Below are 13,673 nucleotides of genomic sequence, written 5' to 3'. Positions count from 1 at the left end.
AGTGGTCACAGCGGCAGGGCTGTGGTTGAAAAGACCGTGCGCAGGGCAAAACTCGACTGCATCTTGGCCACGCCCGGCAACCGCGTCAGATATTGCCGGTGAATGCGGGCAAAGTCCTCGGTATCCTCGGCCACGATCTTGAGAATGTAATCCGCCGCCCCCGCGGTCAGATGACATTCCAGAACATCGGGCACCCGCGCCACCGCCTTCTCGAACGCATCGAGAACCTCATCCGCCTGCGTGCTCAGCGTGATCTCGACAAATACCGTGGCCGGCACCCCCATCTTGCGTACATCCAGCAGAGCGACATAGCCCTTGATATAGCCATCCGCCTCCAGCCGCTGCACCCGCCTGTGACAGGCCGAGGCCGAAAGATTGACCTCCTCTGCGAGGTCGGCGTTGGAGATGCGGCCGCGCCGCTGCAGCACCTGCAACAAGCGCCGATCTGTCTGATCGAGGGACATACGCACAAGACCTTTCGAAGCAAATGCAATTCCTGTGAACATTATTCACAAAAAAGCGTTCTGGACGAGGGAAATTTCAACCGCCTTGCGCGCCATCTGCGGCACTCTCCGGCCAAGTCAATCGGAGGAGAATCCAGACATGAGAATCGGCTGCCCCACGGAAATCAAACCCCAGGAATTTCGCGTCGGCATGACACCCAATGCCGCAAAGGAAGCCGTGAGCCATGGTCACGAGGTGATCATTCAGGCAGGCGCGGGCATCGGCGCAGGCTTTGACGACGCCGCCTACGAGGCGACGGGCGCCACCATCATCGACACCGCCGCCGAGGTATTCGCGACCGCCGACATGATCGTCAAGGTCAAGGAGCCGCAGGCCGCCGAGCGCAAGATGCTGCGCGAGGGGCAGTTGCTCTTCACCTACCTGCATCTGGCACCCGACGAGGCACAGACGCGCGACCTTCTGGCGTCCGGCTGCACCGCCATCGCCTATGAAACGGTGACGGACCGCTCCGGCGGCCTGCCGCTGCTGGCACCGATGTCCGAGGTGGCGGGCCGTCTGGCCCCGCAAGTGGGCGCCTGGACCCTGCAAAAAGCCAATGGAGGGCGCGGTGTACTGATGGGCGGCGTGCCCGGTGTGGGCCCGGCCCGCGTCATCGTGATCGGTGGCGGTGTGGTCGGCACTCACGCCGCCAAGATCGCGGCGGGCATGGGCGCGGATGTCACGGTGCTCGACCGCTCGCTGCCGCGTCTGCGCTATCTCGACGACGTGTTCGGCGGCACCTTCAAGACCGGTTATTCCTCGGCCGGTTTGCTGGAGGAATTGCTGCCGCTCGCCGATATGGTGATCGGTGCGGTGCTGATCCCCGGGGCCGCCGCACCCAAGCTGGTGCGCCGCGATCAATTCCCGATGATGAAGCCGGGTGCTGTGCTGGTGGATGTGGCGATCGATCAGGGCGGATGCTTCGAAACCTCGAAGGCCACCACGCATCAGGATCCGATCTACGAGGTGGACGGCATCATGCATTACTGCGTGGCCAACATGCCCGGTGCGGTGGCGCGCACCTCGACGCTGGCGCTTGGCAACGCAACCATGCCCTTCATGCTGGCGCTCGCCGACAAGGGTTGGAAACAGGCCTGCGCCGACGATCCGCATCTCCTGAACGGCCTCAACGTGCATGCCGGGCAATTGACCTATGCCGCCGTGGGCGAGGCGCTCGGGATCGAGACCATCGATCCCGAATCGCTGCTCTGAGCGTTATCTGCGTCCCCGACCCGCCCGGGGCGGGGGCGCAAACCGACTATCCATGTCGCAAATGATGCTGGACCGACCGCGCCCTGTAGACTAGCGTTTTCTGAAAACGCCAACAGGGGGCGCTAAATGGCCACGTTCATCCTGCGCAGGCTCGGGGTTATGATCCTGACTGCGCTTTGCCTGACCTTTGTCGTCTTCTTCCTGACGAATCTCTATCCCAATCTCGAAAAACTGGCCAAGACGCAGGGCAATTTCCGCATGACGGATGAGGAGGTTGCCAGCTATCTCGGGCGCAACGGCTATCTGGAACCTCTGCCGGTCAAATACGGGCAATGGATGGGCGTGCTGCCCGGCTGGACCATCCAGGCCGAGGACGGCACCCTGCGCGGACGCTGCATCGAGCCCGGCAGGCCAGCCGAGCAGGCCCCGCGGCTTTGCGGCATCCTGCAGGGCGATTGGGGCTATTCCACCGTCTTCAAGAAGGACGTGGGCGAGATCATCGGCGAAAAACTGGCCCTGACCGGGCGGCTGATGTTCTGGGTGATGCTGCTGATGGTGCCCTCGGCGCTGATCCTCGGCGTCATGGCGGGGATGCGTGAAGGCTCGCGCACCGACCGGACGCTCTCGACCGTTGCCATCACCACCACGGCCACGCCGGAATACGTCTCGGGCGTGCTCTTCATCGCGGTCTTTGCCAGCACCGCCGTGGGGCTGAAATGGTTCAAGGGCACGGCGACAAGCGCAATGGAGAACCCCACATTCGAGAATTTCTTTCTGCCGGTGCTGACCATCTCGCTTTACGGGATGGGCTATATCGCGCGGATGACCCGCGCCTCGATGGCCGAAGTCATGACCGCGCAATACATCCGCACCGCGCGGCTCAAGGGGGTGAGTTTCCCCAATATCGTGATGAAACACGCGTTGCGCAACGCGCTCATCGCGCCCTTCACGGTGATCATGCTGCAATTCCCGTGGCTCTTGAACGGCGTGGTGATCGTCGAGACGCTGTTCAACTACAAGGGCTTCGGCTGGACGCTGGTACAGGCGGCAAGCAACAACGATATCGAATTGCTGCTCGCCGTGTCGGTGGTGTCGGTGATCGTCGTGCTGGTGACGCAGCTCATCTCGGATATCGGCTATGTCTATCTCAACCCCCGGATCAGCGTGACATGAGCGCCGGTTTGCCCCAAGGCACCGCGTCATTGTCCGGCTTGACCGGACACTCTGCGCTGCGGTTTGCGGCCGGGGCGGAGATGCCCCGGTCGAGCCGGGGCATGACGGCGGGATGCGGGGCCGGACAGGCCAGAACAGGAAGGGCCGAACCATGGACGCACTAAGCTGGGGCGAGATCATCCTGCGGATACTGGGGCAGTTCACGCCCGTCTGGATCGCGCTCATCGCCACCTTTACCCTGTCGATCACCTTCAAGCGGCGGCTCGGGCTTTATGGCAAGCTCTTTGACAGCCCCATCGGCATGGCGGGCTTTGCCCTCGTGATGTTCTGGGTGTTCACCGGCATCCTCGGTGGCGCGTTCGATCTGATCACCACGCATGACGTGCTCGACCAATCGGCCTCGATGAAGAACAAGGTCCCCGGCACGCCCTATACCAAGATGATGGGTGAGGTGGCCGAGGGTGCCTATCCCTATTACCTGCTGGGCGGCGACAATCTCGGCCGCGACGTGTTCAGCCGCATGGTCGTGGGCGCGTGGGAGGTGATCAAGATCGCCCCGTTCGCGAGCCTCTTCGCCTTCATGGTGGGCATCACGCTGGGCCTGCCAGCGGGCTATTACGGCGGCAAGCTCGACACCTTCCTGTCGTTCCTCGCCAACCTGATCCTCGCCTTCCCGGTGATCTTGCTGTTTTACCTGCTGGTCACACCGGAGATCGTGCTGACCGGCATTCCGGTCTACATGGCGGCGGTGCTGTTCATCTTTCCCATCGTGTTCCTTGTGCTGTTGTGGAATTCGCGGTTTCACACCCAGCCCGCGACGCGCAACCTTTATGTCGGGGTGACGCTGGTGGTGGGGCTGTGGCTCTATGCCGGGATCGCGTGGAATGCCGACCCGCTGGGCCTCGTGAGCTTTCCGCCCAACCTGCTGGTGGTCTTCGTGGCGGTTGTCTTCGTCAACTCGCCCACCGTGTTCCGCATCGTGCGGGGCCTCACCATGGACATCAAGACGCGCGATTACGTCGCCGCCGCGCAAACCCGTGGCGAGGGGGCGTGGTACATCATGCTGTGGGAAATCCTGCCCAATGTGCGCGGGCCGCTGCTCGTGGATTTCTGCCTGCGCATCGGTTATACCACGATCCTGCTCGGCACGCTGGGGTTCTTTGGCCTCGGCCTCAGCCCCGAGAGCCCGGACTGGGGCAGTACGATCAATGAGGGGCGCAAGCTCTTGTCGATGTATCTGCACCCGGCCCTGCCGCCCGCCTTCGCATTGCTGAGCCTCGTTCTGGGGCTCAACCTGCTGGCCGACGGGCTGCGCGAAGAGAGCCTGCGGGATTGAGTATTTAGGGAAAGGTGAAGCAGATGGACATGGCCACGCTGGAACAGGACGGACCGATCCTAGAGATCGAGAACCTGTCGATTTCCTTTTTCACCCGGCTGCGTGAGATCCCTGCGGTGATGGATTTCTCCGTCACGGTGCGGCCCGGCGAGGCGGTGGGGCTGGTGGGCGAATCCGGCTGCGGCAAATCCACCGTGGCGCTTGGCGTGATGCAGGATCTGGGGGTGAATGGCCGGATCGTGGGCGGCACGATCCGTTTCAAGGGGCAGGAGCTGAGCAAGATGAGCGCGGCGGAGTTGCGCCATATTCGCGGCAACGAGATCGCGATGATCTATCAGGAGCCGATGGCGTCGCTGAACCCCGCCATGAAGGTGGGCCGCCAGCTGATCGAAGTGCCGATGATCCATGAGGGCATTTCCGAGAAGGACGCCTGGGCGCGCGCGCTTGAGGTGGTGAATGACGTCAAGCTGCCCGATCCCGAACGGATCATGAAGAGCTATCCGCATCAACTTTCAGGCGGGCAGCAGCAGCGCATCGTGATCGCAATGGCGCTGATGTCGAAGCCGTCGTTGCTCATTCTCGATGAGCCGACCACCGCGCTTGATGTGACGGTCGAGGCGGCGGTGGTGGAACTGGTCAAGGATCTGGGCCGCAAATACGGCACCTCGATGCTGTTCATCAGTCACAATCTCGGGCTGGTGCTGGAGACCTGCGACCGGATCTGCGTGATGTATTCCGGCGAGGCGGTCGAGACCGGCAGCATCAAGGACGTGTTCGACAAGATGCAGCACCCTTACACGCAGGCGCTCTTTCGCTCGATCCCGCTGCCCGGTGCGGACAAGAACAGCCGCCCGCTGAAAGCCATTCCCGGCAATTTCCCGCTGCCGCATGAGCGCCCGCCGGGCTGCAATTTCGGGCCGCGCTGTGACTATTTCACCACCGGATTGTGCGACAAGTTCGAGATTCCGATGTCGCCGATCCCCGGGGATGATCGCCATTACAGCCGCTGTCTGCGGCATGACGATATCGACTGGCACGCCCCTGTCGAGGCGATGGCGCAGCACGAGGCGAGCACACCGGGCAAGGTCGTGCTGAAGATGGACAAGCTCAAGAAATATTACGAGGTCGCGGCCAATGCGCTCTTTGGCAGCGGCGGGGCGAAGAAGGTGGTGAAGGCCAACGAGACGCTCAGTTTCGAGGCGCGCGAGAGCGAGACATTGGCCATCGTCGGAGAATCGGGCTGCGGGAAATCCACCTTCGCCAAGGTGCTGATGGGGCTGGAGACGGCGACCGAGGGGCAGATCCTGCTCGACAATCGCAATATCGAACAGATCCCGATCCAGAAGCGCGACACCCAGACCGTGGCCGATGTGCAGATGGTGTTCCAGAACCCGTTCGACACGCTCAACCCGTCGATGACCGTGGGCCGCCAGATCATCCGGGCGCTCGAGGTGTTCGGCATCGGGGCCACGGATCAGAACCGCCGCGACGAGATGCTGCGCCTGCTCGATCTGGTCAAGCTACCGCGCGAATTCGCCGACCGCATGCCGCGGCAATTGTCGGGCGGGCAGAAACAGCGTGTCGGCATCGCCCGCGCCTTCGCAGGCGGCGCGCGGATCGTTGTGGCGGATGAACCCGTCTCGGCGCTGGATGTGAGCGTACAAGCGGCAGTGACGGATCTGCTGATGGAGATCCAGCGCAAGCAGAAGACGACATTGCTCTTCATTTCGCACGATCTCAGCATCGTGCGCTATCTCAGCGACCGGGTGATGGTGATGTATCTCGGTCATGTCGTGGAACTGGGCACCACCGATCAGGTCTTCTCGCCCCCCTATCACCCCTATACCGAGGCGCTCCTGTCGGCGGTGCCGATCGCCGATACTAGTGTCGAGAAGCGCCATATCGTGCTGGAGGGGGACGTGCCCTCGGCCATGAACCCGCCGCCCGGTTGCCCGTTCCAGACGCGCTGCCGCTGGAAATCCGAGGTGCCGAACGGGCTCTGCGAGAAAGAGGTGCCGCCGGTGCGCGACCTCGCCCCCGGTCATCAGGTCAAATGTCACCTGTCGCAAGAGATGCTCGACCGGATGGAGCCGGTGATCAAGATCGCGGCGGAGTGAACGGGGCGGCGTTGGCCGCCCCTTTCCAGGTTACTGTGCCGCGATCATTTCGGCCTGTTTGACGATCACCTCGGCCTGCTTGATCGAGGCGATATCGACCAGACGGCCCTTGTAGGTCGTGGCCCCCTCGCCGCGTGCGGTCGCCTCTTCCATCGCCTGAAGGATCTCGCGCGCTTCCGCGACTGCCACGTCGGAGGGGGTGAAAATCTCGTTGGCGAGCGCGATCTGCTTGGGGTGGATCGCCCATTTGCCAACCATCCCGAGCGTGGCCGACCGCCGCGCCTGCGCGCGGAACCCCTCGTCATCCGAGAAATCGCCGAACGGGCCATCGACCGGCAAAATACCATGCGTGCGGCAGGCGGCGACAATCGCGGTCTGCGCCCAATGCCAAGGATCAGACCAGTATTTCGCGCCCTCATGCAGCATGTAGTAATTCTCCTGCGTGCCGCCAATGCCGGTTGTGGACATGCCCATCGAGGCAGCAAAATCGGCAGCCCCGAGGCTCATCGCCTGCATGCGGGGGCTGGCGGCGGCGATCTCCTCGACATGGGCAATACCGGCGGCGGATTCGATGATCACCTCGAAGCCGATCCGCTTTTTACGCCCCTTTGCGGCCTCGATTGCGGTGACGAGCGCATCGACCGCATAGATATCCCCGCCGCATCCCACCTTGGGGATCATGATCTGATCGAGCCGGTCACCGGCCTGTTCAAGCAGGTCCACCACGTCGCGATACCAGAACGGCGAATCGAGGCTGTTGATGCGCACCGAAAGAGTTTTCTTGCCCCATTCCACCTCGTTGATCGCCTGAATGGTATTCTTGCGCGCCACATCCTTGTCGGTGGGGGCCACCGAATCCTCGAGGTCGATGTTGATCACGTCCGCAGCACTTGCCGCCATTTTCTCGAACAGCTTGGTGTTGGAGCCGGGGCCGAACAGCTGGCAGCGGTTCGGACGGGCGGGGGGCGGCGGTTGCAGGCGAAAGCTCATCTTGGGGTCGCTCCGTTGGTTAAGGAAATTGCGTGAACGTCGCGGCTTTGCGTATGAAATTGCGTACTGCTGTGCAAGCGGCTTTTCCGTCGCGGATCACGCTGGCCGGGCTTGGGCACGGATCGCAGAAAATTCGGGCGAGTGGATAATTTGCGACAGGATCATGCGATATTTCTGCCTTTCGCATTGAAATGTGTATGAAATCGCGTTTGAATCGTCCGAAATTGCCCTGAATTCCGACCGCTTGGAGCATCTGCCATGATCGAGACCCCCTATCTGTTGTTCTTGGGCGATGCGCCCGACATGCTGGCTGCCAAGGTGGCCATCGGCATCCGCGACTGGCGCCCCGAGAATGCCCTGGGCCAGTTCCGGCTGCCCGGCTGTGGGGCCGATCTGGGGCTGACCGACATGACACTGGAGGAGGCGAAAGCCGCGGGCGTCAAGACCGTCGTCATCGGCGTCGCCAATCGTGGCGGCATCATAAGCCCGGAATGGAAGAAGGTGCTGGTGGCCGCGCTCGAAGAGGGCTTCGATCTCGCGTCCGGGCTGCACAACCTGCTGCGCGACGAGCCGGACCTCAAGGCCGTGGCCGAGGCGACCGGTCGCAAGCTGCATGACGTGCGGGTGCCGTCGGTCAAATACCCGATCGCGGATGGCACCAAACGCCGCGGCAAGCGCTGCCTCGCCGTGGGCACCGATTGCTCGGTCGGCAAGATGTACACCGCCATGGCGATGGAGCGCGAGATGCACGCGCGCGGCATGAAGGCGACCTTTCGCGCCACCGGGCAGACCGGCATCCTGATCACCGGTGACGGCGTGCCGCTCGACGCGGTGGTGGCCGATTTCATGGCCGGGTCGGTGGAATGGCTGACGCCCGACAACGACCCCGACCACTGGGACCTGATCGAGGGTCAGGGCAGCCTCTTTCACGTGTCCTTCTCGGGGGTGACCATGGCGCTCATCCATGGCGGGCAGCCCGACGCGCTGATCCTCAGCCACGAGCCGACGCGGCAGCACATGCGCGGCTTGCCCGGATACACGCTGCCCACGCTAGAGCAGTTGCGCGACACCGCGCTGCCGCTGGCACGCATCGCCAATCCGGCCTGTCAGGTGGTGGGCGTGTCGGTCAACACGCAGCATATGGGTGAGGCCGAGGCGCGTGCCTATCTGGAGCAGGTGGAGCGCGAGATGGGCCTGCCCGCGACCGACCCGTATCGGTTCGGCTCGGCCAAGCTGGTCGAGGCGCTTGTCGCGATTTGAGCCGGTGGACGCCTCCGGCGGGAGTATTTTTGGCAAGATGAAAGGGGGCCGCGTGGAGATTTCAGTGACGCGCGACGTGTTCCGGCTGGCGCAGGTGTTTACCATCAGCCGGGGCTCGCGGACCGAGGCGCAGGTCTTGACCGTGCGGGTGCAGGCGGGCGGCGTGACCGGCTGGGGCGAATGCGTGCCCTATGCCCGTTATGATGAGACGCTGGAGAGTGTCACGGCGCAGATCGAGGGGTTGCCGGATAATCTGACGCGCGAAGGGCTCTATGATCTACTGCCCGCCGGGGCGGCGCGCAATGCAGTGGATTGCGCGCTGTGGAATTTTGACGCAAAAACAAGGGGTTGCCGGGTTTGGGATCTGGCCGGGCTGCCCGCGCCGGGGCCGGAGATCACCGCCTATACCCTGTCGCTGGACAGCCCGGAGGCGATGCAGGCGCAGGCCGCAAAGCATGCGCATAGACCGCTTCTCAAGATCAAGCTGGGCACGCCCGATGACATGCCTCGGCTGGAGGCGGTGCGGCGCGGTGCCCCGGAGGCCCGGATCATCATCGACGCCAATGAGGGTTGGAGTGCTGCAGTCTATGCCGACCTCGCGCCGCATCTGATGCGGCTTGGCGTGGCGCTGGTCGAACAGCCCTTGCCCGCAGGCGAGGATGACGCGCTCATAGGCATGGCGCGCCCGGTGCCGGTCTGTGCTGATGAGTCCTGCCATGACCGGGCGAGCCTGGCCGGTCTCAAGGGCAAGTACGACGTGGTCAACATCAAGCTGGACAAGACCGGCGGGCTGACCGAGGCGCTGCGGCTGCGCGATGCGGCGCGCGCGGACGGCTACGGAATCATGGTGGGATGCATGGTGGGCAGCTCTCTGGCCATGGCCCCGGCGGTGCTGGTGGCGCAGGGTGCGATGGTGACGGACCTTGACGGCCCGCTTCTCTTGGCCGAAGACCGGGAGAACGCTTTGAAATTCGATGACGCCGGGGTGCATCCGCCCGAGGCCGCTTTGTGGGGGTAGGACCATGCGCACTGTCTATGTAAACGGCGAGTATCTGCCGGAGACCGAGGCCACCGTGTCGATTTTCGACCGCGGTTTCCTGATGGCCGATGGCGTCTATGAGGTGACGAGCGTTCTGGGTGGCAAACTGATTGATTTCGCGGGCCATCTGGCGCGGCTGGAGCGGTCGCTCTCGGAGCTCGACATGAAGAAGCCCGCCGCCTTTGTCGATCTGCTGGAGATCCATCGCGAGCTGGTGCGTATCAACGCCATCGAGGATGGGCTGGTCTACCTTCAGGTCACACGCGGCAGCGATGGCGACCGCGATTTCGTCTTTCCCGATGCGGAGACGACCGAGCCGACGCTCGTGCTGTTTACCCAGTCGAAGCCTGGTCTGGCGGATAATCCGGCGGCCAAAAAAGGCATAAATATCATCAGCATAGAGGATATTCGCTGGGGCCGTCGCGATATCAAGACGGTGCAGCTGCTCTACCCGTCGATGGGCAAGATGATGGCCAAGAAGGCCGGGTGTGACGATGCCTGGATGATCGAGGACGGGCATGTGACCGAAGGCACGTCGAACAACGCCTATATCGTCAAGGGCAACCGGATCATCACCCGGCATCTGTCGAATGACATCCTGCACGGGATCACCCGCGCCGCCGTGCTGCGGTTTGCCCGAGAGGCGCAGATGGAGGTGGAAGAGCGCAGCTTTACCATCGACGAGGCGCGGGAGGCGGATGAGGCCTTTGTGACCTCGGCAAGCGCCTTCGTGATGCCGGTGGTGGAGATCGACGGGGCCCCCCTGGGCGACGGCACACCGGGGCGCGTGGCGATACGGCTGCGCGAGATATACCTTGACGAGAGCCGCAAGACAGCCGTGTGAGCGGACGGCGGGTGTAGAGGTCTGCGCATGAAGGCAGTAAATCAACCGTCTCCGCTTTCATGCACATGAACTGGGCGTATTCGAGGAATTGCGCGGTTGGCGCGCAGGTGCCACTCTGGTGTCGACCAAGCAAAGGACGACACCATGACCCCTGTTGACCCCGCCACCCGTATCGGCCACGTGCATCTCAAGGTCTCCGATCTTGAGCGCGCCATCGGCTTCTATTCCGGCGTGCTCGGGTTCGAGCTCACGCAATATTATTCCGGCGGTCAGGCGGCGTTCCTGTCGGCCGGGGGCTATCACCATCATATCGGGCTCAACACCTGGGAGAGCCTCGGCGCGACGCCGCCGCCCAAAGGGCATACCGGGCTATTCCACACCGCGTTCCTCTACCCCGACCGGGCCGCATTGGCCGATGCGCTGCGGCGTTTGGTGGAGGCCGGTATCGAGATCGAGGGCGCGGCGGATCACGGCGTGAGCGAGGCGATCTATGTCTCCGACCCGGATCGCAATGGCGTGGAACTATATGTCGACAAGCCCGAGGCGGAGTGGCCGCGCGCTGCGGATGGCACGCTGGCCATGGTGAACAAGCCGCTCGATCTCGAACGCCTCATGGCAGAGACCCCGGCGCGGGGCTGATCGCTCTGGACCCTCTCGCAAGACCGGCCTAGGGTCTGGCCGAAACGAGGCAGGGAGGAACGACATGCCGACCGGAAAGAACATCCGCACCTATTTCAATGGCCAATGGCATGACGGCGATATCGCCGTGATGAAGGCCGCCGATCACGGCATGTGGCTGGGCAGCAACGTGTTTGACGGCGCGCGCTACGCGCATGGGCTGACGCCGGACCTCGACAAGCATTGCGCGCGGGTCAATGCCTCGGCTGCGGCGCTGATGGTGACGCCGACGGTAGGCACCGAGGACATGGTCGAGATCGTGCGCGAGGGGCTGCGCGCCTATCCCGAGGACGCGGCAGTCTATATCCGCCCGATGTATTGGGCAATCGACGGGGGTATGGCGGCGATCGTGCCCAAGGAGGGCGGCGATACCGGCTTTGCCATCAGTCTCGAGGAAATTCCGATGGCGCCCGCAGGCTTTACCACCACGCTGAGCCGCACGCGGTTTCGCCGCCCGGTGATGGAGGATGCCGTGGTTAATGCCAAGGCGGCCTGTCTTTACCCGAACAATGCCCGCATGCTGGCCGAGGCACGCTCGCGCGGCTTTGGCAATGCACTGGTCGCCGATGCCCTCGGCAACGTCGCCGAGGCGGCGACGGCGAATGTCTTTGCCGTCAAGGATGGCGAGGTGTTCACGCCGGTGCCGAATGGCACGTTTCTGGCCGGGATCACCCGGGCACGGCATATCGCGAACCTGCGCGCCGAGGGCATGATGGTGCATGAATGCGTGATGAGCTTTGCCGATTTCGAGGCGGCGGACGAGGTGTTCCTGTCGGGCAACATGATGAAGGTCACGCCGGTCTTGGCCTTTGAAGAGCGGCAGTATCAGCCGGGCCCGGTGACCGAACGGGTGCGCGAGATGTATTGGGACTGGGCGCAATCGGATGCTGCACGCCGCGCCTGACCGGCGGCGGCCTGCCTGCGCCTCAGCTTTCTTGCCGCACCGCGCCCACGATCTTGCCCATGACATGGTCGAGCACGGCGGGGTCGAGCGCCTCGGCCATCACCCGGATCAGCGGTTCGGTGCCCGATTCGCGGATCAGGAGCCGCCCGTCACCGCCCAGTTCCCGTTCCGCCTCGACCATCGCGCTTTGCACCGCGTCGGACTTGAGCGGCGTCTTGCCCTTGGCAAAGCGCACATTCACCAGTTTTTGCGGAACCGGCGCGAAAACCTGTGCCAGCGTGCTGGCTCTCTGCCCGGTCTCGACCATCGCGACGAGGAATTGCAGCGCCCCGATCAACCCGTCGCCGGTGGTGGCATAGTCGGTCATCACGATATGCCCGGATTGCTCGCCTCCGAGGTTGTAGCCGCCCGTGCGCATCGTCTCGACCACGTGGCGATCCCCGACCGGCGTGCGTTCGAGCGCGATGCCCTGCGCCTCGAGATGCCGCTCCAGCCCCAGATTTGACATCACCGTGGCGACCAGCGTATTGCCCGCCAGCCGCCCCTCACGCGCCCAGCGGGTCGCAATGAGCGCCATGAACTGGTCGCCGTCGGCGACCCGCCCCTGCTCGTCGATCAGCACCACACGGTCGGCATCGCCATCAAGGCAAATCCCGAGATCGGCGCGCGTGTCGAGCACCTTGCGCGCGGCGGCCTCGGGCCGGGTGGAGCCGCAATCGAGGTTGATGTTGAAGCCGTTGGGCTCCACCCCCATCGGGATCACCTCGGCACCCAATTCCCACAGCACCTCGGGTGCCGTGCGATAGGCCGCGCCGTTGGCGCAATCCAGCACGATGCGCAGCCCGTCGAGGCGAAGACGACGCGGAAAGGTGGTCTTGGCATATTCGACGTAGCGCCCCCGCGCATCGTCGATCCGGCGCGCCCGCCCGATGTTTTTCGGCAACGCGGGAGCCACGCCCTCGTTCAACAGGTGCTCGATGGCGGCCTCGGCCTCGTCACTCAGCTTGTAGCCGTCGGGGCCGAACAGCTTGATCCCGTTATCGGAGGCCGGGTTGTGGCTCGCCGAGATCATCACCCCCACATCGGCACGCAGACTGTGGGTAAGATAACCGATGGCGGGCGTCGGCACCGGCCCCAGCAGGAACACGTTCATCCCCGTCGAGGTGAATCCGGCGGTCAGCGCGTATTCCAGCATATAGCCCGAGAGGCGCGTATCCTTGCCGATCACCACCCGGTGTTCCTGCTTGTCCTGGCGAAAATAGCGCCCCGCCGCAGCACCGAGCCGCAGCGCCATGTCGGCGGTCATCGGCCAGGCGTTGGCCTGCCCGCGCACGCCATCCGTGCCGAAGAGTTTGGTGCCCATCGGTGAAGTCTCCAGAGTAATGGTCTGCCGAAAGCATTGCCCGGCAACGCTTCTTAGCGCGGCGGGCGGGATCTGTCCAATCCTTGCGACACTACCCGACGGTGATGCGCCGGATCAATTGACAGATCCACGCCCGCAACATCGGGCCAACGCGGCGGCGTCAATACTCCACCACGGCGCGGATCGACTCGCCCTTGTGCATCAGCTCGAAGCCGTGGTTGATCTGGTCCAGCGTCAGCTTGTGGGTGATCAT

Annotated in this window: 12 protein-coding genes; 9 read left to right on the top strand and 3 right to left on the bottom strand. The window is 63.7% G+C overall.

Annotated elements, in window-relative coordinates:
* Positions 1-5: 5 nt before the first annotated feature.
* Entirely contained in the window at positions 6-464 is a 459-nt protein-coding gene (locus ACSSV4_RS10655; RefSeq protein ID WP_454275130.1) for an Lrp/AsnC family transcriptional regulator, read from the bottom strand.
* A 139-nt stretch (positions 465-603) separates the two neighbouring features.
* On the opposite strand from ACSSV4_RS10655, the gene ald reads away from it, so the two are divergent.
* The 4 genes from ald (at position 604) to ACSSV4_RS10635 (ending at position 6,342) form a co-directional block, all read left to right on the top strand.
* Positions 604-1,716, top strand: a complete 1,113-nt coding sequence (ald, locus tag ACSSV4_RS10650) for an alanine dehydrogenase (RefSeq protein WP_454275129.1) — start codon at positions 604-606, stop codon at positions 1,714-1,716.
* 126 nt (positions 1,717-1,842) lie between these two features.
* Complete coding sequence (locus ACSSV4_RS10645; RefSeq protein ID WP_454275128.1) at positions 1,843-2,889, top strand: ABC transporter permease; 1,047 nt, start codon at positions 1,843-1,845, stop codon at positions 2,887-2,889.
* Between the two features lie 151 nt (positions 2,890-3,040).
* Positions 3,041-4,225 (top strand): ABC transporter permease, encoded by a 1,185-nt coding sequence (locus ACSSV4_RS10640; RefSeq protein WP_454275127.1) that lies wholly within the window; start codon positions 3,041-3,043, stop codon positions 4,223-4,225.
* A 23-nt stretch (positions 4,226-4,248) separates the two neighbouring features.
* Positions 4,249-6,342 carry a dipeptide ABC transporter ATP-binding protein gene (locus ACSSV4_RS10635; protein WP_454275309.1) on the top strand — a complete coding sequence of 698 codons (2,094 nt, stop codon included), beginning with the start codon at positions 4,249-4,251 and terminating at the stop codon, positions 6,340-6,342.
* Positions 6,343-6,372: 30 nt separating this feature from the next.
* Here the strand turns inward: ACSSV4_RS10635 and ACSSV4_RS10630 are convergent, their stop codons facing one another.
* Positions 6,373-7,332: an L-malyl-CoA/beta-methylmalyl-CoA lyase gene (locus ACSSV4_RS10630; RefSeq protein WP_454275126.1), complete on the bottom strand. Its 960-nt coding sequence runs from the start codon at positions 7,330-7,332 to the stop codon at positions 6,373-6,375.
* A 258-nt stretch (positions 7,333-7,590) separates the two neighbouring features.
* On the opposite strand from ACSSV4_RS10630, the gene dgcN reads away from it, so the two are divergent.
* The 5 genes from dgcN to ACSSV4_RS10605 all read left to right on the top strand — a co-directional run bounded on the left by dgcN (position 7,591) and on the right by ACSSV4_RS10605 (position 12,057).
* Positions 7,591-8,592 carry an N-acetyltransferase DgcN gene (gene dgcN / locus ACSSV4_RS10625; protein WP_454275125.1) on the top strand — a complete coding sequence of 334 codons (1,002 nt, stop codon included), beginning with the start codon at positions 7,591-7,593 and terminating at the stop codon, positions 8,590-8,592.
* 52 nt (positions 8,593-8,644) lie between these two features.
* On the top strand, positions 8,645-9,610 hold the full coding sequence (gene dgcA, locus ACSSV4_RS10620; protein ID WP_454275124.1) for an N-acetyl-D-Glu racemase DgcA: 966 nt from the start codon (positions 8,645-8,647) through the stop codon (positions 9,608-9,610).
* A gap of 4 nt (positions 9,611-9,614) precedes the next feature.
* Positions 9,615-10,475 carry a D-amino-acid transaminase gene (locus tag ACSSV4_RS10615; RefSeq protein ID WP_454275123.1) on the top strand — a complete coding sequence of 287 codons (861 nt, stop codon included), beginning with the start codon at positions 9,615-9,617 and terminating at the stop codon, positions 10,473-10,475.
* A gap of 144 nt (positions 10,476-10,619) precedes the next feature.
* Entirely contained in the window at positions 10,620-11,114 is a 495-nt protein-coding gene (locus tag ACSSV4_RS10610) for a VOC family protein (protein WP_454275122.1), read from the top strand.
* A gap of 64 nt (positions 11,115-11,178) precedes the next feature.
* Entirely contained in the window at positions 11,179-12,057 is an 879-nt protein-coding gene (locus ACSSV4_RS10605; protein WP_454275121.1) for a branched-chain amino acid aminotransferase, read from the top strand.
* Positions 12,058-12,079: 22 nt separating this feature from the next.
* Here the strand turns inward: ACSSV4_RS10605 and glmM are convergent, their stop codons facing one another.
* Positions 12,080-13,420 (bottom strand): phosphoglucosamine mutase, encoded by a 1,341-nt coding sequence (gene glmM / locus ACSSV4_RS10600; protein ID WP_454275120.1) that lies wholly within the window; start codon positions 13,418-13,420, stop codon positions 12,080-12,082.
* Positions 13,421-13,673: the final 253 nt, after the last annotated feature.

This window comes from Roseovarius sp. MBR-154 (genome assembly GCF_053628595.1).
The sequence above is the reverse complement of the archived record's forward strand: the minus strand, read 5'-3'. Positions and strand labels throughout refer to the sequence as shown.